General features: G+C 70.9%; 22 protein-coding genes and 1 tRNA gene. 12 read left to right on the forward strand and 11 right to left on the reverse strand.

Annotated elements, in window-relative coordinates; all coding sequences use genetic code 11:
* The first annotated feature begins 66 nt into the window (after window positions 1-66).
* Window positions 67-690 (forward strand): hypothetical protein, encoded by a 624-nt coding sequence (locus M8I34_RS34365; RefSeq protein WP_244414254.1) that lies wholly within the window; start codon window positions 67-69, stop codon window positions 688-690.
* A gap of 45 nt (window positions 691-735) precedes the next feature.
* Here the strand turns inward: M8I34_RS34365 and M8I34_RS34370 are convergent, their stop codons facing one another.
* On the reverse strand, window positions 736-1,068 hold the full coding sequence (locus M8I34_RS34370) for a hypothetical protein (RefSeq protein ID WP_250056418.1): 333 nt from the start codon (window positions 1,066-1,068) through the stop codon (window positions 736-738).
* A gap of 271 nt (window positions 1,069-1,339) precedes the next feature.
* Here M8I34_RS34370 and M8I34_RS34375 point away from each other — a divergent pair, with 271 nt between their 5' ends.
* The 3 genes from M8I34_RS34375 (at window position 1,340) to M8I34_RS34385 (ending at window position 4,577) form a co-directional block, all read left to right on the forward strand.
* Complete coding sequence (locus M8I34_RS34375) at window positions 1,340-2,611, forward strand: CaiB/BaiF CoA-transferase family protein (RefSeq protein WP_250056420.1); 1,272 nt, start codon at window positions 1,340-1,342, stop codon at window positions 2,609-2,611.
* Window positions 2,612-2,693: 82 nt separating this feature from the next.
* Window positions 2,694-4,040, forward strand: coding sequence for an Ig-like domain-containing protein (locus tag M8I34_RS34380; RefSeq protein ID WP_250056422.1), 1,347 nt, complete (start codon window positions 2,694-2,696; stop codon window positions 4,038-4,040).
* Between the two features lie 249 nt (window positions 4,041-4,289).
* The gene (locus tag M8I34_RS34385; protein ID WP_250056430.1) at window positions 4,290-4,577 is read left to right on the forward strand and encodes a hypothetical protein; all 288 of its coding nucleotides are present in this window, start codon (window positions 4,290-4,292) and stop codon (window positions 4,575-4,577) included.
* A 41-nt stretch (window positions 4,578-4,618) separates the two neighbouring features.
* On the opposite strand, the gene M8I34_RS34390 is transcribed toward M8I34_RS34385, so the two are convergent.
* The 5 genes from M8I34_RS34390 to M8I34_RS34410 all read right to left on the reverse strand — a co-directional run bounded on the left by M8I34_RS34390 (window position 4,619) and on the right by M8I34_RS34410 (window position 10,928).
* Complete coding sequence (locus M8I34_RS34390; protein WP_250056432.1) at window positions 4,619-5,299, reverse strand: hypothetical protein; 681 nt, start codon at window positions 5,297-5,299, stop codon at window positions 4,619-4,621.
* A gap of 201 nt (window positions 5,300-5,500) precedes the next feature.
* Window positions 5,501-7,708 (reverse strand): fructose-specific PTS transporter subunit EIIC, encoded by a 2,208-nt coding sequence (locus M8I34_RS34395; protein WP_250056434.1) that lies wholly within the window; start codon window positions 7,706-7,708, stop codon window positions 5,501-5,503.
* A gap of 237 nt (window positions 7,709-7,945) precedes the next feature.
* A complete protein-coding gene (gene pfkB, locus M8I34_RS34400; protein ID WP_250056436.1) occupies window positions 7,946-8,893 on the reverse strand; it encodes a 1-phosphofructokinase in 948 nt (315 codons plus the stop codon).
* Window positions 8,890-9,672, reverse strand: coding sequence for a DeoR/GlpR family DNA-binding transcription regulator (locus tag M8I34_RS34405; RefSeq protein WP_244419874.1), 783 nt, complete (start codon window positions 9,670-9,672; stop codon window positions 8,890-8,892). The genes pfkB and M8I34_RS34405 overlap by 4 nt, the downstream gene beginning before the upstream one ends.
* A 254-nt stretch (window positions 9,673-9,926) precedes the next feature.
* A complete protein-coding gene (locus M8I34_RS34410; RefSeq protein WP_250056438.1) occupies window positions 9,927-10,928 on the reverse strand; it encodes an RNA polymerase sigma factor RpoD/SigA in 1,002 nt (333 codons plus the stop codon).
* Between the two features lie 185 nt (window positions 10,929-11,113).
* Here M8I34_RS34410 and M8I34_RS34415 point away from each other — a divergent pair, with 185 nt between their 5' ends.
* Window positions 11,114-11,761, forward strand: coding sequence for a GNAT family N-acetyltransferase (locus M8I34_RS34415; RefSeq protein ID WP_250056440.1), 648 nt, complete (start codon window positions 11,114-11,116; stop codon window positions 11,759-11,761).
* A 157-nt stretch (window positions 11,762-11,918) separates the two neighbouring features.
* Window positions 11,919-12,506 (forward strand): hypothetical protein, encoded by a 588-nt coding sequence (locus tag M8I34_RS34420; protein WP_250056442.1) that lies wholly within the window; start codon window positions 11,919-11,921, stop codon window positions 12,504-12,506.
* Window positions 12,507-12,569: 63 nt separating this feature from the next.
* Here the strand turns inward: M8I34_RS34420 and M8I34_RS34425 are convergent, their stop codons facing one another.
* On the reverse strand, window positions 12,570-13,169 hold the full coding sequence (locus tag M8I34_RS34425) for a pyridoxamine 5'-phosphate oxidase family protein (protein WP_250056444.1): 600 nt from the start codon (window positions 13,167-13,169) through the stop codon (window positions 12,570-12,572).
* A 265-nt stretch (window positions 13,170-13,434) separates the two neighbouring features.
* Here M8I34_RS34425 and M8I34_RS34430 point away from each other — a divergent pair, with 265 nt between their 5' ends.
* Window positions 13,435-14,484, forward strand: coding sequence for a questin oxidase family protein (locus M8I34_RS34430; protein WP_250056453.1), 1,050 nt, complete (start codon window positions 13,435-13,437; stop codon window positions 14,482-14,484).
* Window positions 14,485-14,596: 112 nt separating this feature from the next.
* Here M8I34_RS34430 and M8I34_RS34435 read toward each other — a convergent pair whose 3' ends face one another.
* On the reverse strand, window positions 14,597-15,364 hold the full coding sequence (locus M8I34_RS34435) for a class III extradiol ring-cleavage dioxygenase (protein WP_250056455.1): 768 nt from the start codon (window positions 15,362-15,364) through the stop codon (window positions 14,597-14,599).
* Window positions 15,365-15,527: 163 nt separating this feature from the next.
* Here M8I34_RS34435 and M8I34_RS34440 point away from each other — a divergent pair, with 163 nt between their 5' ends.
* A complete protein-coding gene (locus M8I34_RS34440; protein ID WP_250056465.1) occupies window positions 15,528-16,025 on the forward strand; it encodes a MarR family winged helix-turn-helix transcriptional regulator in 498 nt (165 codons plus the stop codon).
* Between the two features lie 82 nt (window positions 16,026-16,107).
* Here the strand turns inward: M8I34_RS34440 and M8I34_RS34445 are convergent, their stop codons facing one another.
* Both M8I34_RS34445 and M8I34_RS34450 read right to left on the reverse strand, forming a co-directional pair.
* A complete protein-coding gene (locus tag M8I34_RS34445; RefSeq protein WP_250056467.1) occupies window positions 16,108-17,664 on the reverse strand; it encodes an MFS transporter in 1,557 nt (518 codons plus the stop codon).
* 250 nt (window positions 17,665-17,914) lie between these two features.
* The gene (locus tag M8I34_RS34450) at window positions 17,915-18,592 is read right to left on the reverse strand and encodes a TetR/AcrR family transcriptional regulator (RefSeq protein ID WP_250056469.1); all 678 of its coding nucleotides are present in this window, start codon (window positions 18,590-18,592) and stop codon (window positions 17,915-17,917) included.
* A gap of 451 nt (window positions 18,593-19,043) precedes the next feature.
* Here M8I34_RS34450 and M8I34_RS34455 point away from each other — a divergent pair, with 451 nt between their 5' ends.
* Window positions 19,044-20,291: a M6 family metalloprotease domain-containing protein gene (locus M8I34_RS34455; RefSeq protein ID WP_250056472.1), complete on the forward strand. Its 1,248-nt coding sequence runs from the start codon at window positions 19,044-19,046 to the stop codon at window positions 20,289-20,291.
* A gap of 164 nt (window positions 20,292-20,455) precedes the next feature.
* Here M8I34_RS34455 and M8I34_RS34460 read toward each other — a convergent pair whose 3' ends face one another.
* Complete coding sequence (locus M8I34_RS34460) at window positions 20,456-21,100, reverse strand: TetR family transcriptional regulator (RefSeq protein WP_250056474.1); 645 nt, start codon at window positions 21,098-21,100, stop codon at window positions 20,456-20,458.
* A gap of 67 nt (window positions 21,101-21,167) precedes the next feature.
* Between M8I34_RS34460 and M8I34_RS34465 the strand changes: the two genes are divergently transcribed.
* From M8I34_RS34465 to M8I34_RS34475, 3 genes are all read left to right on the forward strand, one after another.
* Window positions 21,168-21,368: a hypothetical protein gene (locus tag M8I34_RS34465; RefSeq protein ID WP_143128371.1), complete on the forward strand. Its 201-nt coding sequence runs from the start codon at window positions 21,168-21,170 to the stop codon at window positions 21,366-21,368.
* Window positions 21,365-21,688: a hypothetical protein gene (locus M8I34_RS34470; RefSeq protein WP_250056476.1), complete on the forward strand. Its 324-nt coding sequence runs from the start codon at window positions 21,365-21,367 to the stop codon at window positions 21,686-21,688. Before M8I34_RS34465 ends, M8I34_RS34470 begins: the two co-directional genes overlap by 4 nt.
* A 329-nt stretch (window positions 21,689-22,017) precedes the next feature.
* Window positions 22,018-22,093: transfer RNA gene (locus M8I34_RS34475), tRNA-Arg, on the forward strand.
* The last annotated feature ends 11 nt before the right edge of the window (window positions 22,094-22,104 follow it).

Consider the following 22,104-nt stretch of genomic DNA (forward strand, 5'->3'; position numbering starts at 1 on the left):
CAGCAGCCGTGCCGTGGCCCGACGCCCCCATCTCGCCCTGGATCGGCCGGTGGTAGAAACGGCCTTATGTCCGCACCGCCCCCCTCCCCGCCTCCCCAGCCCCCACCGCCCACGCTCGTCCAGCCGGCACCGCGCAAGCCGGCCCCACGCCGCCGCCTGTGGTGGCACCGGCTGATATTCGGGCTCTGGTACCGCCCGGTGGAGGTGCTGGACGAGGCGCGGGACCGTAGCGCCTGGAGCGCGGCGGTGCTGCTGTCGTTGATCAGCGGCGGCATCGGGGTGCTCTCGGTGGACGCGTTCCACACCCAGTGGGCCGTCGACCACGCGGCGGCGCTGAAGCTTCTCGGGCTCGGCGAGGCGGGCGTGCTGGCCGCCAGTCTGGCGCTGGGCTCGGTCGCCCACGCCATCGCCCGGACGCTCGGCGGCATAGGCCGCTTCGCGCCGACCGCAAGCCTGTTCATCGTGCTGTTCTGGGTGACGGATCTGCCGCGGATGGCGATCGCGGCCTGGCTGCCGACCGACGCCACCTTCGTGCAGGCCGCGACCTGGACGACCTGGGGGTTCGGCTACGTCCTCGCCGTACTGCTCATACGGGGCCAGCACCATCTGTCGACGTGGAAGTCGGCGGCCGCGGTATCGGTGCAGATGCTGACCGCACTGGCCCTGCTGCGGCTGGGCCCGGTCCGCTGAGACCGGGGCCGGGCCACGGCCGGCCATCGGGTCAACTACAGGTGGTCAACTGCGGCTGGTCAGCTGCCGTACGAGCCCCGCGAACGCCGCACGCTCGGCGGCGCTCAGCTCCACGCACTCCGACGGCGGGCCGGCCGGGCCGGTCTGCCGCGGCACGGAACCGAGCAGTTCCGGGTGGGCGGGCAGCTCTTCGGGGCCGGGCGCTGCGAACCGCCCACGCGGCGCGTACCGTGCCCGCATTTCCCGCTGGTCACGCCACATGGCCGCCTCGTACCGCCCCCGGCGCAGGAGTCTGGCCAGCCCGACGGCCCAGACGATGCCCACGGCGAGCAGCACGCCGAGGCCGATCTGCTGGAGAATCGAAGCGGAGGGGAGCATGCGGTCCTCCCGGACGGGTAAGGCGCTGGGGGCAGAGCCAGTAGACACCACACGTCAGGTCTTCCGACAGGGGATCTTGGGACTTAAGTCCCGAAGTGACGCATCTCCTATGACATTTCGCTACATTCCCGTCACGACGCCGTACAGCGACCGTCCAAGAGGCCGCCCCGGCAGGATGCACCCCACCCCGTTGGACACCCCGGAGGCTTCCCCCGGCGAAAACCGTCGCGGACCATGACGGCACTTCGTCCGCGATATGAGGAGTACGCACGTGCCGCAGCCGCACCGGCCGTCCCCCGACGCCGACACGGAGCCCGCCGACCCGACGGCCACCGCCACCGGGCCCCTCGGCGCCGCCCCGCCCGGTGAGCCGCCCGCCCGCGCCCTGGACGGCATCCTCGTCGCGGACTTCAGCCGGGTGCTGGCCGGCCCGCTGGCCGCCGCGACGCTCGCCGACCTCGGCGCCGAGGTGATCAAGGTCGAGCGGCCCGGCACCGGTGACGACACCCGCGCCTGGGGCCCGCCGTTCGCGGCGGACGGGACGGCCGCGTACTTCGACGCCGCGAACCGCTCCAAGCGCGGCCTGGTCCTGGACCTCGGCGACCCCGACGACGCGGCCGCGGCCCGCGAGCTGGCCCGCCGGGCCGACGTACTGATCGAGAACTTCCGCCCCGGCTCGCTCGCCAAGTACGGCCTGGACCACACTGCCACCCGCGCCGCCAACCCGGGCCTGGTGCACTGCACCATCACGGGTTTCGGGTCCGGCGCGGGCGCCCCGCTGCCCGGCTACGACTTCGTGGTGCAGGCCGTCGGCGGGCTCATGAGCATCACCGGCGAGCCCGGCGGGACGCCGCTGAAGGCGGGGGTCGCCCTGGTGGACGTCCTGACCGCGAAGGACGCCGCCACCGGCATCCTGGCGGCCCTGCACCACCGCGGCCGCACGGGACAGGGGCAGTTGGTGGAAGTGAATCTGCTCTCTTCTCTGCTGGGCTCGCTGGTGAACCAGGCCTCCGGATATCTGGCCACCGGTCACGACCCGGGCCCCATGGGCAACCGCCATCCGAGCATCGCCCCGTACGAGACGCTGGCCTGCCGGGACGGACAGCTGCTCGCCGTGGCGGTGGGGAACGACCGTCAGTTCCGGGCGCTGGCGCAGACGCTGGGCGTACCGGAACTCGCCGACGATGTCCGGTTCGCCCGCAATCAGGACCGGGTGCAAAACCGCACAGACCTCATCAAAACCCTGGAAAACCGACTGGCTACCGACACCCCACAGAACTGGGCCGCGCGACTGACCCCGGCGTCGGTTCCGTGCGGTCCGGTCAACAGCCTCTCCGAGGCCCTGGAGTTGGCGGCGCGGCTCGGACTCGATCCGGTGACCCCCGTCGGCGAGGGGCGCATCCCTCAAGTCACCAGCCCCCTCCGCCTCTCGGGGACCCCGGTGGCCCAACCCGCCGCTCCACCCCGCCTGGACGAACACGGCACGCCACTGCGAACCTGGCTATCGGGACCGGCCGATCGCCCCCTACCGCCGCACATGTGACCTTCGTCACAAGCAAGCCGTACCCGCAACCAAATCTGCCCGCTCGTGCTGTTTACCAGCACGGAAACACAACACCCCTGTTATGGAGCAGCTCGTGACAACGCCGGACAACCTCGCGCCCGCTCGGTCCCGCACCCCGCACCAGCTGCTCCCCTCGGCCGAGCAGCCGGCGCCGGGCGCGCCGCGCCGTAACCGGCGGATGCGCCGCACGCTCGCCGTGACGGCCCTGTTCGCCGCGAGCGCGCTGACCCTGTCCGCGTGTGGCGGGGACGCCTCGGCCGGCGGCAACGACGACGGCAAGAACGGCCAGGCCGGCGCGGACGCCGCGGCCGCCAAGAACGCCTCCGACGTCAAGATCAAGGTTTCGTCGGACGACGGCGCCACCAACGCCAGCATCAACGACACCGGGGTGAAGGCCACCGGCGGCAAGCTGACCGAGGTGAAGCTCACCGAGGCCGAATCCGGCAAGGACGTGGCCGGCGCCATATCGTCCGACGGCACGTCCTGGAAGCCCGGCGTCCAGCTGGAGCGCGGCACCAAGTACAAGATCGTGGCGAAGGCCAAGGACGCCAAGGGCCGGGCCGCCACCCAGAACGCCACCTTCACGACGGTCTCCCAGGCCAACAGCTTCATCGGCAGCTACACCCCCGACGACGGCAAGACCGTCGGCGTCGGCATGCCGGTGTCCTTCAACTTCGACAAGGCGATCACCAACAAGAAGGACGTCCAGTCCCACATCACGGTGACCTCCAGCAGCGGCCAGAAGGTCGTCGGCCACTGGTTCGGCACCCAGCGCCTGGACTTCCGTCCCGAGGACTACTGGAAGGCCGGCTCCAAGGTCACCATGAAGATCGACCTGGAGGGGGTGAAGGGCGGCCAGGGCATCACCGGCGTGCAGTCCAAGACGGTGTCCTTCACCATCGGGCGCTCGCAGGTCTCCACGGTCGACATGAACACCCAGCACATGACGGTCAAGCGGGACGGCAAGACCCTCAAGGATGTCCCGATCTCCGGCGGCAGCCCCGAGAACCCCACCTACAACGGCCAGATGGTGATCTCGGAGAAGTTCGAGCAGACCCGCATGGACGGCTCGACCGTCGGCTTCAAGAAGAAGGACGGCAAGGGCGAGTACGACATCCCTGACGTCCCGCACGCCATGCGGCTGTCGGCCTCCGGCACCTTCCTGCACGGCAACTACTGGGGCTCCCCGTCCATCTTCGGCCAGGCCGGCACCAGCCACGGCTGCGTCGGCCTCCAGGACAACAAGGGCGGCGGGGGCGACACCCCGGGCAAGTGGTTCTTCAACGAGTCGCTGATCGGCGATGTCGTCATCGTGAAGAACTCGAAGGACGAGACCGTCAAGCCGGACAACGGCCTCAACGGCTGGAACCTGTCCTGGTCCGAGTGGCAGGCGGGCAGCGCGGTCTGACGGACGAAGGTCCGAGGCGCACGGACGAAGGCGGTGGCCGGTCCCTGACAGGGGCCGGCCACCGCCTTGTGCGTGCGGGGCGGCTGCTGCCCGCGGCTCCCGTGGGGCACCGGGTCTGGTGGGCCACCCGTACCGGTGCGGCCACCCCGTCCAGCACCTGTGGCGTCAGCTGTCCGGCGCCCGCCGTCAGCCGGTCCTCGGCGCCCTCCCCCACCCACCCGGTCGGCGAGCCCGCCATGCAGCCGCCCGGTGAAGACGGCGCCCAGCAGCGCGACGCCGAGCGAGCCGCCGACCGTACGCAGCAACGTGACCGTGCCGCTGGCGGCGCCCACGTCGCGGGGCTCCGCGCTGTTCATGGTGATGATCATGGTGCTCTGCATGACGAACCCGATGCCCATCCCCGCGACGACGGTGAGCGCGGAGGCCAGGGCCGTCCCGGTGTCCGTACCGAGCGACAGCAGGATCAGGACACCCACGGTCAACACCGGGGCCCGCAAGCACGGCTCAGCGGCCGCCGGATGTTCCGACGGCCGCTGAACGGTGCTGAGGGGAGTCGCTGGGGGGCTCCGTGCGGGGACTTACGGGCGGTAGTGCTCAGCGATCTTCGCGGCGGCGCCGTCCTTCACCGTCACTCGTACGTCGACGGAGCCGCGCTTGGCTGCCTTGCGCGCGTCGTCGAGGGTGCACGCAGCGGTGCCGTAGCCGGTGCTGTCCAGGTGGACGCGGCCGTCGGGGGCCTCGCAGAGCGCCGCCGCACCGAGCACCTTGGTGCTGTCGAGGAGGTGGAACGCCTGCTCCGGACCGCTCTCCGGGGCCACCGAGAGCTTGTACTCGGTGAGCCAATTCAGCTTGCCGACCCAGGTTCCGTTGACGCCCTTACGGCCGGCGGAGGCACCGCCCTGCCCGCCGGAGCCACCCGACGCGGACGCCTGGCCCCCGTTGGTGCCCGTACGCGACGCGCCCTTCCCCGTTGCGGCACCGGAACCACCGCCCGCCTGCTCCCCACCCGTCGAGGACGAGCCCGTGGACGAACCACCCGTGGACGAACCACCCGCGGAGGAACCGCCCGAGGCGCCACCGGAAGTGGAGTCGCCCGTGGAGCCGCCGTCCGACGCGGCCTGGCTGCTCGCGGCGGAGGGCGTGGCCGACGCCTTGTCGTCCCCGCTCTGGCAGGCGGTCAGCGACAGCGCCGCGGCGGCGGCGAGCGAGGCGACGGCGAGCCGGCGACCGCGGCGCAGGGTGGCGGTGGCGAGCGACATGAGATTCCCCCGAGGTGGTGACTGGCGTCCTTCGGCGTGACGTCCATGACTCTCGTCGCGCCGGCTAAAGATCGACTAACGCACGGGTAACCCTGCTGTACGGCCCGTCAGCACGCGTCGCCGGACGGGCTCGGGGGCGGAATTCGCCGAGGCCTCCACCCGGGTCGGTGGAGGCCTCGGCACGCTCGGGCGGCGCGGAGATCAGGCGGCGACCGTCACCTCGGCCCCGCCGTCGGCCGACGAGTCCGCCGCGCGGGTGTGCGGCGTCTTGCGCAGGCCCTTGAGGAGGATCACCAGGGCCGCGCTGACGCCCGTACCCGCGGCGATGGCGAGCAGGTAGAGGAACGGCTGGCCGATCAGGGGGACGACGAAGATGCCGCCGTGCGGGGCGCGGAGGGTGCAGCCGAACATCATCGACAGGGCTCCGGTGACCGCACCACCTGCCATCGCGGAGGGGATGACGCGCAGCGGGTCGGCGGCGGCGAAGGGGATCGCGCCCTCGGTGATGAAGGAGGCGCCGAGCACCCAGGCCGCCTTGCCGTTCTCCCGCTCGGCCTTGGTGAAGAGCCGGCCGCGGACGGTCGTGGCCAGCGCCATCGCCAGCGGCGGGACCATACCGGCCGCCATCACCGCGGCCATGACCTTCAGGCTGCCCTCGTTGGGGTTGGCGAGGCCGCCGACCGCGAAGGCGTAGGCGACCTTGTTCAGCGGGCCACCGAGGTCGAAGCACATCATCAGGCCGAGAAGAGCACCCAGGATGATCGCGTTGGCACCGGTGAGAGCGGACAGCCAGTCCGTCAGCCCCTTTTGCAGCGCGGCGATCGGCTTGCCCACCACGAGGAACATCAGGAAGCCGACGATCGCCGACGAGATCAGCGGGATGACCACGACCGGCATGATGCCGCGCAGCACCGGCGGTATGGCCACCCGCTGGATCGCCATCACCACCGCACCCGCGAGGAGACCGGCGATCAGGCCGCCGAGGAAGCCCGCGTTGATCGTGAGCGCGATGGCGCCGCCGACGAAGCCCGGGACGAGGCCGGGCCGGTCCGCCATGCCGTACGCGATGAATCCGGCCAGGACCGGGACGAGGAAGCCGAACGCCACACTGCCGATCTGGAAGAGCAGCGCCGCCCAGCTCGTGGAATCGGTCCAGAGGAAGTGCTCGGCGACGGAGGGCGCCTTGTTGATCGTGTAGCCGCCGATGGCGAAGGCGAGCGCGATGAGCAGACCGCCCGCAGCGACGAACGGGACCATGTAACTGACGCCGGTCATCAGCCACTTGCGCAGGCGGGTGGCGAAGCCGTCGCCCGTCTCGGCGTCCTTGTCCATGGGCGCGGCGGCGCGCGCGGTGCCGGACACCTCGCCGCGTTCGGCCTTCTGCCGTACCTCGGCGATGAGTTCGGCGGGGCGGTTGATGCCCGCTTTCACTCCGACGTCGACCGTCGGCTTCCCGGCGAACCGTTCCTTCTCCCGTACCTCGACGTCATGCGCGAAGATCACGCCGTCCGCGTCCGTGACGAGCTGCGGGTCGAGCCGTGTGAACCCGGCCGAGCCCTGCGTCTCGACGAACACCTCGACGCCGGCGGCCTGCCCGGCCTTCTCCAGCGATTCGGCGGCCATGTAGGTGTGCGCGATACCGGTGGGGCAGGAGGTGATGGCGACGATACGGAAGGGGGCGGCCGCGGGGGCGGCTTCGGGGGTAGCCGCGGGAGGGGCCTCGGGAGGTGCCTCGGAAGGTGCCTCGGAAGGGGCCTCGGAAGGGGCCTCGGTCGATGCTGCGGGGGCCTCTTCCGCCTCGGGTGCCGTCTCCGGCCGTGCGTCCTTTTCCGGCCGTGCGTCCGTCTCCGCTCGCGCGTCCGTGTCCGCCCGCGCCTCCGTGTCCGGAGCCGGGGCCTGGGCCGGGGCTTGGGCCTGGTCCTGGGCTTGGGCCTGGTCCTGGGCCTGGGCCGAGGGCTCCGCCGCCGGCTCGTCGCCACGGATCAGTGCCGCCGTACGCTCCGGTTCGGTGGCGGACCGCAGCGCGCCGGTGAAGGACTCGTCCATCAGGCTCCGGGCGAGGGTCGAGAGGATCGACAGATGGTCCGCGTCGCCGCCCGCCGGGGCCGCGATCAGGAAGATCAGGTCGGCCGGGCCGTCCGGCGCACCGAAGTCGATACCGGAGGCGCTGCGTCCGAAGGCCAGCGTCGGCTCCGTGACATGCGTGCTGCGGCAGTGCGGAATCCCGATCCCGCCGTCCAGACCGGTCGGCATCTGGGCCTCGCGCGCGGCCACGTCCGCGAGGAACCCCTCCAGGTCGGTGACGCGACCGTGGGCGACCATCCGTTCGGCCAGGGACCGTGCGGCGGCGTCCTTCGTTTCTGCGGACAGGTCGAGGTCGACCAGTTCCGCGGTGATCAGCTCACTCATCGCGGGCTCCCTTGCGCGCGGTACCGCCGTGGGGGCGGTGGGGACGGAACGGGGGGTGGCTGGAGCGCCTTCCAGCAGTGGCCGGAGGGCGGGATCGAGGGGGCAGGCCGACAACTCGGCGCGCGGCGGCCATGCCGACAACTCGCCGCGTGGCCGGCCCGGCAACAGCTCGCCACGTGTCAGGCACAGCAACAACTGGCCGCACCGCGGCAACACCAGCGGCTTCGCGCACGGCCGTCATGACACCGGCTCCGTCAGTGGGCGGTGGAGCGGCACCGCGTCGGTGGTCCTGACCGCCGACGTGTCCAGATCGGCCGGTGTCGGCATCTGGCTGCCGGGCAGCTGGACGGCGGCCGCACCATGGGCCAGCGCGGCGGCCAGCGCCATCGGTCCCGTACCGCCCGCGGCGAGAAAGCCCGCCAGTGAGGCATCACCCGCGCCGACATTGCTGCGGACGGCGACGACCGGGGCGCTGCCGAAGAAGGCGCCTTCCTCGTCGACGAGGAGCTGGCCGTCCGCCCCCAGAGAGGCCAGTACGGCGCGGGCTCCCGATGCCCGCAGCTCCTCGGCGGCCTTGACCGCGTCGCCGAGGGTCGCGAGCGGGCGGCCGACGGCCTGCGCCAGCTCCTCGGCGTTCGGTTTGACGATGTCCGGGCGTTCGCGCAGCGCCGCGGTCAGCGACGGGCCTGAGGTGTCCAGGGCGATCCGGGCGCCGGCCCGGTGGGCGCGGGCGACCAGCTCCGCGTACCACTCGGGCGCCAGGCCGCGCGGCAGACTGCCGCAGCAGGCGATCCAGTCGGCGCCGGCGGACCGCTCGCCGACCGTGGTGAGCAGCGCCTCCGACTCGTCGGCGGTCAGCTCGGGCCCGGTCGCATTGATCTTCGTCAGGGTGCCGTCGGGTTCGGCGACCGAGATGTTGGAGCGGGTCTGCCCGGCCACCTGGACACCCGCCACCTCGATGCCCTCGGCGCCCAGCAGCCCGGCCAGTGCCGCACCCGCCGGGCCGCCCAGGGGCAGTACGGCGAGGGTGCGGTGGCCGGCGGCGGCGACCGCCCGCGAGACATTGACGCCCTTGCCGCCGGGGTCGATCCGGTCGGCGGTGGCCCGGAGCACGGCCCCACGGTCCAGCGCCGGGATCTCGTACGTACGGTCCAGGCTGGGGTTGGGGGTGACGGTGAGGATCATGCGCGTACTACTTCCGTGCCCGCGCGCTCGATGGCGAGGGCGTCGTCGGGGCTCAGGCCGGTGTCGGTGATGAGCAGGTCCACATCGGACAGCTCGCCGAAGCGGGCGAAGTGCTGCTGCCCGAATTTGGCGGAGTCCGCGAGGAGGACGACCCGGCGGGCGGCGGTGATGAGCGCCCGCTTCACGGCGGCCTCCGCGAGGTCGGGGGTGGTCAGGCCGCCCTCCAGCGAGAAGCCGTTGGTCGCGAGGAACAGCACATCGGCGTTGAGCTCGCGGTAGGCGCGCAGCGCCCAGTCGTCGACCGCGGCCCGCGTACGGCGACGGATCCGGCCGCCGACGAGGTGGAGGGTGAGTCCGGGGTGGTCGGCCAGCCGCGCGGCGACCGGCAGGCCGTGGGTGACGACGGTCAGCTCGGCCTCCAGCGGGATCTCCGCGGCGAGCCGGACGGCGGTCGTACCGGCGTCCAGGATCACGCTCCCGGATCCGGCGGCGCCACCGTCACCGCCGGGGAGCTCGGCGAGTGCGGCCCGTGCGATGCGCTGCTTCTCGTCGGCGGCGACGGCGTCCCGCTCGGCGAGGTCGGGTTCGAAGTCCAGCCGGCCGGCCGGGATGGCACCGCCGTGTACCCGGCGCACCAGGCCGGCCCGGTCCAGCGCCTTCAGATCGCGCCGCACGGTCTCGGCGGTGACCTGGAACTCCTCCGCCAGGGAGAGCACATCGACCCGCCCGCCCTCACGGGCGAGCCGCAGAATCTCCTGCTGGCGTTCCGGTGCATACATCAGCGTCTGTGTCCGTTCCATGCCCGAACCTGTGGTTTCAACGCGATGCTACGCCTGGACTTCCGCGAAGTAAACGTAAATGGACTCTGGACAGACTCAAACGGACATCGGAGCCGCCTGAGAGCAACCCTCCGCCCCCGCCCGGCAACCCTCCGGACGCAACAGAGCCCCGACGCCACGAAGGGCACCGGGGCTCGTCCTCTACAGGCACAGGCCTCGCCAGGGATCTCGGCTCGCGCCGCGGCGCGAGCCGGTTACGCGGCCGCGTCGAATCCCGTGTCACCCGCCATCCGCTTCAGCTCCAGCAGGGCGTGCTTCTCTATCTGCCGGATCCGCTCGCGGGTCAGGCCGTGCTGCTTGCCGACCTCGGTCAGCGTGCGCTCACGGCCGTCCTCTATGCCGTAGCGGGCCTTGATGATCGAGGCCGTGCGGTGGTCGAGGCGGTCGATCAGGTCCTCCAGCTCCTCGCTGCGCAGCAGCGTGAGCACGGACTGCTCGGGCGAGGCCGCGGAGGTGTCCTCCAGCAGATCGCCGAACTGGGTGTCGCCGTCGTCGTCCACCGACATGTTGAGGCTGACCGGGTCGCGCGCCCAGTCGAGTACGTCGGTGACACGGGCGGGCGTGGAGCCCAGCTCCCCGGCGACCTCCGCCGGCTCCGGGTCACGGCCGTTCTCGCGGTTGAACTCGCGCTGCACCCGGCGGATCCGGCCCAGCTCCTCGACGAGGTGCACGGGCAGCCGGATCGTGCGCGACTGGTCGGCGATGGAACGGGTGATGGCCTGACGGATCCACCACGTCGCATACGTCGAGAACTTGAAGCCCTTGGCGTAGTCGAACTTCTCCACGGCACGCACCAGACCGGCGTTGCCCTCCTGGATCAGGTCCAGCAGGGGCAGCCCGGCGCGCGGATAACGGCGGGCCACCGCGACCACCAGGCGGAGGTTGGAGCGGATGAAGACGTCCTTGGCCCTGGCACTCTCCTCGACCAGCGCCTCGAGCTCCTCGCGGCCCGCACCTGCGGCATTACCGTCGGTGACTTCGCCGTCGAGGATCTGCTGGGCGTAGACGCCCGCCTCGATGGTCTGGGACAGCTCGACCTCCTTGGCGGCGTCGAGCAGCGGTGTACGCGCGATCTCGTCGAGGTACATGCCGACCAGGTCGCGGTCGGCGATCTCCCCGCCTATGGCGCGAACACTGTTCGCCCCGTCAGAACCGGTGCTGCTTTCCTGACGTCGGGCGACGGCACGGGTTGCCATGCGTGTGCTCCCTTTGCGATGAGTCGGTCGCGGGACAAAGGCGGACCGGATCGGGGCATCGAAGCCGATGCTCACCGCGTGGCCCGTCCGAAGGAAACAACGGCTGGAATCCGGACAGAATTCCCACGCTGCCCCTCTATTTTTCTGATCATGCAGTACCCTGCGCCCCCACCCGAGGAGGCCACATGCCACGTGAGCAGGGCGAAGTGCAGGTCAGGGCGGGCACGGAAGCCGACCTTCCGGCCCTCACGGATCTTTACAACCACTACATCCGTGAGACGTGCATCACGTTCGACCTGGAGCCCTTCACTCCCGATCAGCGCCGCCCATGGTTGCTCGCCTACCCACAAGACGGCCCGCATCGCCTCCTGGTTGCCCGCGAAGTGACAGACCGGACCAAAAACCCGCACAACGGCCCGGAGGGCGACCCGCAGGCCGGGTCGGCGGAAGGCCCGGGGACGGTGGGAGAGGCCGCCCCGGGGTCGGCGGGAGAAGGTGCCCCGGGGACGGCGGGAGAAGGTGCACTGCTCGGTTACGCGACCAGCAGCTCCTTCCGCCACAAGGCCGCCTACGCGCCCTCCGTCGAGGTCACGGCCTACTGCGCTCCGCACGCCGTCGGCCGCGGCATCGGCACGCTGCTCTACACGGCCCTGTTCGAGGCGCTGGCCGACGAGGACGTGCATCGCGCCTACGCCGGGATCACCCAGCCGAACGAGGCGTCCACCCGCCTCCACACCCGCTTCGGCTTCCGGCACATCGGTACGTACACGGAAGTGGGCCGCAAATTCGGCCGCTACTGGGACGTGGCCTGGTACCAGAAGGATCTGGGCTGACCCCGCTCCTCACCCGCCTCCCCGCGCCCTCCCCCGACCCCTCTCCGCCTCCGCCTCCCGCTCCGTCGTCCGCCGCTCCAGTTGACGCCGACGGCACCCGGGTGTCGCCTGGACGGAAGGAGCAGCGGGACAGCGGGGCAAGCGAGAGGAGCCCGTCATGGACCAGCACGCTCACCGGCACGGTGCGAGGGCCGCCCGCTCACACGGCACCGTGGACGTCGAACACGGCGCGACGGCGAACGCCCGGGCCCGTGGCCCGCAGGGGGCCTCGCGACCGACCGGAATGGCCGGAATGGCGGCAAGGGCCCAGCGCATCCCGTCGACCGTGTCGCTGCCGATCATCACGGCACTCGCCTTCGGCTGCTTCACCATCTTCCGCACGCACACCGACGGCACCAAGGGCGGTCCGGCCATGCTGTACGGGCTGGCCGCGGCGGTGGTGTCCGGTGCGCTGGGGCTGCTGGTGGCCCACTTCCAGTCGTCCATGATCACCGAAACCCGGGCGCTCGCCTACGGTGCGCTCTTCGGCGGTGCGCTCGGCTGGGCCTACAGCCTCGGCGGCGAATCGATCCTGAAGTCGTGCGCCTTCGGCTTCACCATGGGCGCCGTGATGTTCGTCGTCGCCCTCTACATCTTCCGCACCCACCGGGTCCGCGAGCCGCACGGCAGGCACCGGCCCCACCCCCACAAGCACGACCGGTCCCACCGCGACGGGTCCCACCACCTCCCCGTGGCCACCCACTGAGATCCACTGTGGCGCCACATCAGGCCAACTGTGGCGCCACATCACTCCACCCGTAGCGCCGTCTCACTCCACCTGAAGCGCGGCATCGTCGGACGTCCGCCGGATGGTGCGCAGCGGCCGCCCCGGTACCCAGCTCTCCAGCACCACACACGAGTCCTGGATGCACGTACGCACCGCCTCCGTCAGCTCCGCCCGGAAGAGATGGAACGGCTCCGGTGGCTTCACCACCGCCGCATAGCGCGCGACCACCTCGGGGTCGGTCACCTCCACGGCCCGCCCGGACACCCGTACGTCACCGCCCGAAAGATCGGTGCCCGGCCCCGGGTTGGCATGCAGCGCGAAGCGGGGGTCGCGCCGTAGGTCGAGCACCTTGCGCGAGCCCACCATCATGCCCAGCCACAGCTCCCCGTAGCGGAAATCCGCCTCCAGGCCGGTGAGCCGCGGTGCGCCGTCCTTGCGGAGGGTGGCGAGAACGTGGTGCCGGTACGCCCCGAACCGTTCCTGCACCCGCCCGGCGAACTCCGGTACCGCCGCCCGGACCACCGACCAGCCCACCGCTTCACCCCCCTCACTGCCACCACCGGCCCGTCCCGTACCACCCTTGACGTCAGCGACGCCCTCGAAGTCCGCGCCGCCCTCGCCTCGTCCGCTCTCACTCGTCATGGCAGCACCCTCCCCCCAATACCCGACGCCCTCTGTCCGGTATGGATCCGGTGGATACGGCGGGATGCTGAGGGACGCGGCGGATGCTGAGGGACGCGGCGGGATACTGAGGGATACGGACATGAGGCAACGCCCGCCGCCCCCCTCGGCCCGCGACTGCCGCACCCAACCCACCGCCAACTCCCGCCCCACCTGCGGCCTTACGACCAGCGGTGTAGGCCGGAAGCCCATTACGCGCGCCACCCCGCCGCCCTAGCCTCCAGCCATGGATACGACGAGCGGCACACTCGACGAAGCCCTGCTCCGCCTGCACACCTCCGGCCCCGAGTTCAACGGCTATCTGAGCAACCACGGACCGATGGCCGTCGAAGCCATGGTCCGCAACGGCCAGGCCCACACCGTCCACCGCTGGCTCGACGGCTACGAGAACAAACTGGAAGGCGTGCCGCGTGCCCACGGCCGCATCACCGACGCCAACTGGCGGGAGGCACTGGGCGATGCGAGCCGGGTCACCGACTGGACCGCGTACTTCAGCCACCAGGCCGCCGAGCGGCCCTGGCGCGAACTCCTCGCCGTATGGTGGCCGCGGCTGCTGCCCGGCATCGCCGGCGCCGCCACCCACCCTGCGATCCGCGTGGGCCATGCCGTACGCAGTCTCCTGACGGAGGGCGAGGACACCGCGCGGCTCGCGGAGTTCGCGCACGCCCTCGGCTACTGGGCCGCCCGGCATCTGCTCCTGCCCGTCGCCGTCCGCCCCACGGGCGGCGCCACCCCGTCCGAGGCCCTGGCCGCCCTCCCCCGTATCGCCGAACAGCACGTGACGCCGGAGAACGGCTACTCCCAACTCCCTGCTACCCCAGGCTGGTTGAGCACCACCGAGTCCTTGCACCTCCCCGATGACCCCGAGGCCGTACGCGAGGGCCTGACCGCGCTCGTACGCGCCGCCACCCTCAACTACGCGGACTACGGCCACGGGAACGGCATCATGCTGGTGCACGCCGCCACCGCGCCGAACGCGGTGCTGCGCACCCTGCCCGCGCTCCCCCGGGAGCTGTGGGCGCACTCGTTCGCGGTGGCCTGGGCGGCGACCTCGGCGGTCACCGCGATCTACGCCGCGGACACCCCGCTCCCGGCACCGGACGCCGCCTCGATCACACCCGAGGAGGTCTTCGAGCGAGCGGTCGCCAACGGCAACGAGCATGCGATCAAGTTCGCGGACACCGCTCTGGACGTGGCGGCGGCCTCCGAGGACGGCGACACCCGCGCCCTGTCGGCGGCCCTGAACGCCCTCACCCTGATCGACGAGAACGACTGACGGGCACCCGGCGGACGGCAGGCGGCGGGCCGACGCCAGGCCGGCGGATGCCAGGCGGGCGGCGCCCGGTGGACGGCGCCCAGTAGACGGCGGGCGGCGGCCCCCGCCCCCCTCAGCCGAACTGCACCGACCGCTTCGCCAGCCCCATCCAGAACCCGTCGATCACACTGCGTCCGCCGCCCAGCTGCCCGTGCGCCTCCGCTGCCCCCAGGGTCACGAACAGCGGGGCGAAGTGCTCGGTGCGGGGATGGGCGAGCCGGCCGGCCGGCGCCTTGTGCGCGAAGTCGAAGAGGGCGTCGAGATCCTGGGACTCCAGGGCCTCGCGCCCCCAGTCGTCGAACTCCGCCGACCACGCGGGCGTACCGCCGTCGACGTGCCGCAGCGCGGCCAGATTGTGCGTGAAGAAGCCGCTACCGATGATCAGCACACCCTCCTCGCGCAACGGTGCGAGCCTGCGGCCGATCTCATGGAGCCGGCGCGGATCGAGGGTCGGCAGGGAGATCTGGAGTACGGGGACGTCGGCGTCCGGGAACATCTCGACGAGCGGGACGTACGCGCCGTGATCGAGCCCCCGGTCGGGGAGATCCACCACGGGCGTGCCCGCCGTACGCAGCGTCCCGCGTATCCGCTCGGCCAGTTCAGGTGCACCGGGGGCCGGGTATCGCACCTGGTAGTAGTGCTCCGGGAAACCCCAGAAGTCGTAGATCAGCGGCACCGTCCGGGTGGCACCGAGCGCGAGCGGAGCCTCCTCCCAGTGGGCGGAGACGATCAGTACGGCCCGGGGACGCGGCAGCTCCGCGGACCAGGCGGCCAGCTGGCCCGGCCACCAGGGATCGTCGGCGAGCGGCGGCGCACCATGGCTCAGATAGAGAGCCGGCATTACGGACATCACAACCCCACAGCGTCACACTGGCAGTAGTTGGTGCGCGTGCGCCTTCCGTCGTCACGCGACCCAAATGCTTGAAACTTCAAGCATTGGCCTCAGTGTAGCCTGACGTTGTTAAAACTTAAATAACTCTCCAAGTGGTGAGAGAGTGGATGGTATGAGCATCGAATCCGCAACTGAGCCGCGCTGGCTCAGCGATGAGGAGCAATTTGCCTGGCAGTGCTACCTCCACGCCACCACGCTCCTGGAGGATCACCTCGACCGTCAGTTGCAGCGGGACGCGAGGATGCCGCATGTCTATTACGGCCTGCTGGTCCAGCTCTCCCGTGCACCGCGGCGCCGGATGCGGATGACCGAGCTGGCTCAGAACGCCAAGATCACACGCTCGCGGCTCTCCCACGCCATCGCGCGCCTGGAGCGCAACGGCTGGGTCCAACGCGAGAACTGCCCGTCCGACAAGCGGGGCCAGAACGCCTACCTCACGGACGAGGGAATGCGGGTTCTGGAGAGGGCCGCCCCCGGGCATGTCGCCGCCGTACGCGCCGCGATCTTCGACCGGCTCTCCCCGGAGCAGGTCGGCCAGTTGGCCGAGATCTGCCAGGCCATGACGGAAGGCCTGCAACCGAAAGGCGCCGACCTCCCCTGGCTCCGCTGACGGATCAGCGGAGCCGGACGAGACCGACGCCAGCGGGCGTGAGGGGAGCGGGAGCGGTACTGGGCTCCCGCCACTCACCGGCTCAGTGCACCATCACCGGAACCTGCACCTCGCCCTGGCCCTCGCCCTGGCCCTGGTTCTCGGACGAACCCACAACCGTGCTCTCGCCCTCATCGGAGGAGGCCGCCGGCGAACCGCCACCCGGCCGCCCGGTGTTGATGAAGGTGAAGGCGATCACGCCCGCCAGTGCCAGGATGCCGACCGCCCACCAGATGGCGGTGGTGTAGCCGTGCACCATCGACTGGAGCTTGAGCAGGTCGGCCGAGCGCGCACCGGCCGCGTGCGAGGTCGCGTACGCGGTGGTGGCACTGGCCGCGATGGTGTTCAGCAGGGCCGTACCGATCGCGCCGCCCACCTGCTGCGAGGTGTTGACCATCGCGGAGGCGACACCGGCGTCGCGCGGCTGGACCCCGTGCGTGGCCAGTGACATGGCGGGCATGAACGCCGTACCCATGCCGAGACCCATCAGCAGGAAGCCGGGCAGGATCAGCGCCGGGTAGGACGTGTCCAGGTCGATCTGGGTCAGCACCAGCATGCCGAGCGCGGCGACCGTGAAACCGGGTGCCATCAGCAGCCGCGGCCGGACCCGGGTCATCAGCCGGGCGCCGATCTGCGTCGAGCCGGTGATCATGCCGACGATCATCGGCAGGAAGGCCAGGCCGGTCATGACCGGCGTGTAGCCCTTCACGATCTGGAGGTAGTAGGTCAGGAAGAGGAAGAGGCCGAACATGCCGATCACGGCCAGACCGAGCGAGGCATAGATACCGGCGCGGTTCCGCTCCGCGACCACCCGCAGGGGCAGCAGCGGCGCCTTCACCTTGGACTCGACCAGCACGAACGCCAGCAGCAGCACGGCCGCCGCCACGAACAGGCCGAGCGTCGGACCGGCCAGCCAGCCGTCGGACTCGGCACGGGTGAACGCGTAGACCAGCGAGACCAGGCCGAGCGTGGCCAGGATGACGCCGGGGACGTCCAGACGGGAGGGGTTACGGCTCCCTGCGGGCTCGCGGATGACCAGGAGAGCGCCGGTCGCGGCCACCACGGCGAACGGGATGTTGACGAAGAAGGTCCAGCGCCAGTTCATGTACTCGGTCAGCACCCCGCCGAGGATCAGACCCACGGCACCGCCACCACCGGCGATCGCACCGAAGATGCCGAACGCCTTGGCGCGCTCCTTGGCCTCGGTGAACGTCACGGCCAGCAGCGACAGCGCGGCCGGCGCCAGCAGCGCCCCGAAGACACCCTGGAGCGCACGCGCGCCCAGCAGCATCCCCTGGTCGGCCGCGGCCCCGCCGAGCGCGGAGGCGACCGCGAATCCGATGAGCCCGATGATGAAGGTCCGCTTCCGACCCCACAGGTCGGCGACGCGCCCCCCGAAGAGCAGCAGACCGCCAAAGGCCAGTGCGTAGGCGGTGATCACCCACTGCCGGTTGGCGTCGGTGATACCGAGATCCACCTGCGCGGAGGGCAGCGCGATGTTCACGATGGTCGCGTCGAGCACGACCATCAGCTGGGCGAGAGCGATGAATATCAGCGCTTTCCAGCGCCGGGGATCGACGGACGTGGCTGTTTCAGGCATGGCGGGATCCACCTAGTGATGCAGTGAGCGAATAAGAGCGAAGAACGGGACGTGCAGAGCGAAAAAACTGGCGGGCGTGGGGATGCGGGACGGGCGCGGGGACGTAGGAAGAGTGAGGACGCAGGAAAGGCGGGGGCGTAGGAAGGGTGAGGACGTAGGAAAGGTGGGGACGTGTGAGACGAGCGGGCGGATCAGACGAGGGGTGTGCGAGACGAGCGGCGTATGACGCCGCTGCGGCGCGCCGTCCGCTCTACGAGCGGCGCCTCAGGTCGTCCAAAGTGGCGGCGGCGCCGGGAAGTTCGGAGCGGGCGGGCGCCTGCAAGCCGTCCAGGAACAGTTGTAGGTGACGGTGCACGAACTGGTCGAAGTTCGTACAGCTGTTGCCCGGCAGCGGCCGGGTGAGCTGGGTGATCGCGACCATCAGATCACCGACGGCGATGTCGGTACGCAGCTGGCCGCTGTCGCGCGCGGCACCCATGACGGCCTCGACGGCCGCCTCCAGGCGTTCACGCGCCGCGATCAGATCGGGGTGGTCCCGGTCGACGCCGTCGGAGAGCAACGGACACAACGCCCCGATCCGCTCCTCCACCGCGGCGTGGACGAAGCGCCTCAGCGCCTGGAAAGCATCGGGCTCCTCGGCAAGGGCACTCTCCGCGCGATCCGCGGTACGGGACATGACGGAGAGCGTGACGTGGTGGATCAACTCGGGGCGATCCGCGAAGTGACGATAGAGCGTCGCATTGCCGACACCCGCGCGTCGGGCGATTTCGTCGAGCGGGACCTCGGGTCCGAACTCGACCATCGTCTCCCGGGCGGCCGCGATGAGCCGCTCCCGGTTGCGCAGCGCATCGGCCCGCAGACGGGGCTGCTGCCTCTTCTTCTCGAACTTCGCGTTCCCGGACTTCGCGCATGCGACGACGGCAGTCATGGCAGCTCACTCCCTTCCACTCTCGACACTTCCCGAAGGCCTGGATTCCCGGGCGCTGCCCCCGCCCGCCCGATCGAGTGACTCGACGGGCGGCCGGCCGGGCGACAGGCCGGCACCGGCACGAACCGGGGAGACCCTCCCCGCTTCATCCGGACGTCTGGTTAAACGGGGAGCCCCTCCCCGGATATTTCACGCCGCGACGTGACCTGGAGCACACCCCTCCCCCACACCCGCACCCACGCCCTCGCCCACCCCTCGGCGCACGCGACGCACTCGATCGACACGCCCGGCCGCCACACCCGACCGACACGCCCGACACGCCGCCCCAGGCCCAACAATCAAGGAACGACAGCGGCCCAAAGGACCGACAGCGACCCATCCGGCCCTGCCATGACTCCAGTTGACGTAACACCGCGCGCGATCGGCCACCTGTCGACCCAAGGTGATCGATATGAAGCACAAGGCATCCGCGGTTCTGGCCGCAGGCGCGGCCATCGCGGCCGCGGCCATAGCCCTGGGCTCGCCGCCCAGCGCCGTCGCCATACCTACGGGGCCCGGCACCGCGCCGAGCGGCCCGTGTGCGTTGCGCGGCATCAACGACGACGTGGCCGAATCCGCGGACACCCCCGCCGGTTTCGCCCGCTCCTCCGGCGTCGTACGGGCCCTCACCCTCTTCGTCGACTTCCCGGACGCCCGCGCCACGATGTCCCCCAGCGCCCGCTTCGCCGAATTCTTCCCGGCCGCGACGAACTACTTCCACACCAGCTCGTACGGCAGGCTGACCTACCAGCCCACGCCGCTGCTCCGGTGGATCCACATGTCACGGCCGCTCGCGGCGTACGGCATTCAGCGGGGCGCCAGCTTCGACCCGAGCTCGGACGGCGGCTATCACGCCCTCTCCCGCGAGGTCCTCCGCGAGGTCGACCCCGTCGTCGACTTCCGCGACTACGACGTCATCAACGTCATCGCCACACCCAACGCGGGCCCGCCCGCGACCCGTACGGTCCTGTCGGTCACCTTCAGCGGCGGTGACATGGGGCTGAAGACCGCCGACGGGGTGCCGTTCCGGAACGCGTCCTTCATCTGGAGCCGGCAATCCGGGGTGAGCGCCTTCCGCGTCCTCAACCACGAGAACGCCCACAGCTTCGGCCTGCCCGACCTCTACTTCACCGACGACCGCGACGCTTCGCCCCCGGTGGGGCACTGGGACCCGATGGACGAGGACTGGGGCCCGAGCAACGACTTCGTCGGCTGGCACAAGTGGAAGCTCGGCTGGCTGTCCGCCGATCAGGTGCACTGCGCACCACGCCACGGGACGCCCGGCGAACACACCCTCACCCCGATCGCCACCCCCGGCGGCACGAAGATCGTCGTCGTCCCGACCTCGCCCCGCACCGCCCTGGTCGTCGAGGCCCGCACCCGCGCCCTGCTCGACCCCGCGGTCTGCCGGCCCGGGATCCTCGTCTACCGCGTCGCCACCCACGTCCCCTCGGGCCGCGGCCCGCTCCGCATCGTGGACGCCACCCCGCACAGCGGCGGCTGCCACCGCGGCAACAAGTACGTCGACCCGGAACTGACCGACGCCACCTTCCTCCCCGGCGATACCTACACGGACCCCCACAGCGGCGCGGCCGTCACCGTCCTGACGGAGAACCCGGACGGCACCTACCGCGTACGGGTGACCCCGGCACGCAACTGACCACCCCCCGAACCCGGACGACACCTATCCGGTACGGACACCCCTGCCACACGCCCTGCCACACCCCTCCCACACGCCGGCCACCCACCTGCCGCAGCAACCCCAGCACCCCCTCGTCGACGCAACACCCCTCCCCACACCATCCCCACCCCCTACTCCTCCCCCTATTCCTCCCCCTTCTCTCCCCTCCAGTGCTGCCGTCCGATGCTGATCAGCCGCAGCTGACGGCGCGCCACCCGTACCACCTGACCGGCCGCCCCCTCGGCCCCGTCCTCCTCGGCGTCGAGCAGCGCCGCGGCGGTCGTCACCAGCCGGTCCACATACAACTCCGCCAGCATCCGCACATCGTCATCGCACCAGCCCTCCGACACCGGCTGGGACTTGAGCGCCGCCGCGACCTCCTCCGCGAACCGGTCCAGCTCACCCGCGATCGCCTGCCGCACCGCCCGCACACCCCCGTGCCGCTCGCGCGCCACGAACCGGATGTGCAGCGGATGTTGGCGCACGTGCTGCTCCACGACCGCGACCGTACGGTCGATCCGCTCCTCGGCCGCGTCCTGCTCGGCGAGGATCGCCCGCACCATCACATGCAGACTCCCCAACGCCTCCTCGACCAGCGCGACGCCCAGCTCACCCATGTCCCGGAAGTGCCGGTAGAACGCGGTCGGGGCGATCCCCACCACCCGCGTCACCTCCCGCAGACCGAGGCTGCTCAGGCTCTGCTCCTCCAGCAGACCGAGTGCCGCGTCGAGCAAGGCCTGACGGGTCTTCTGCTTCTGGGCCTGCCGGACTCCAAGACTGTGACTCATGTCATCCAGTAAACAACCGTTCTCCGAACTACTCCACCCGGCGACGGTCGTAGACTGAAGGAACTGAGTGAACAACTGTCCTCTGGAATCGGAAAGGAAGATCATGCTCTTCCTCGTCGCAGCCCTCCTCCTGATGGGGATCATGCTGGGCACCGCGGCACACCTCCCCGTCCCCGTCACCCTCGTCGCGGCCGCCGTCATCGCCGGCTGGCTGCTCGTCTTCTTCCTCCGCGAACGCCGCCACCACGCCGAGGTGACCTCCCGATGACCACGCTCAGCGAAGCCGCCCGGACGACCTCGTCCGCGCCGACCGCAGCAGCCCAGGCCCCGCACCGGCCCGCCTCCCGCCGCCGCTCGCAAGCGGACGGCATGGCCGTGGCCTCCTTCATCCTCGGCGTGCTCGGCACCCTGGTCCTCAACATCGTTCTCGGCCCCTGTGCCCTGGTCCTCGGCGGCCTCTCCCTGGCCCGCGGCACCACCCGCCGCGGCCGCGCCCTCCTGGGCATCACCCTCGGCGCCGTCGACCTGCTCCTCCTGGCCCTCCTCGCCACGACGGACGGCACCGTCAGCTGGCACATCGGCGGCTGACCACACACCCCGGGGGCCACCACGACGACACCCGGCCCCCCAGTCGGCCCGCCACGCGGCCCGACAACAACGACGCCGATGGCGGTGGTCATTTCGACCACCGCCATCGGCGTTCATGCCGCCCCTCCCCACCAGAAGCATCCACACCAACCCACCAGACACCCCATCACCGAAACCCGCGGGAACGGCACACACCACACATTTACCCCTGAAGCCATCCCGCCCCAGCGCCCCACCCCGACCACCAAGGCACACCCGCCACTCCTCATCCCCAACAGAAGCGAACTACCGCGAACGCATCAGCTACCCTGTCAGGGGTCCAAACCCATGCCTCCGTAGCTCAGGGGATAGAGCACCGCTCTCCTAAAGCGGGTGTCGCAGGTTCGAATCCTGCCGGGGGCACCATGCGCCGCGTA

The sequence above is a fragment of the Streptomyces sp. MCA2 genome (assembly GCF_023544705.1).
GTDB classification, from domain to species: domain Bacteria; phylum Actinomycetota; class Actinomycetes; order Streptomycetales; family Streptomycetaceae; genus Streptomyces; species Streptomyces decoyicus.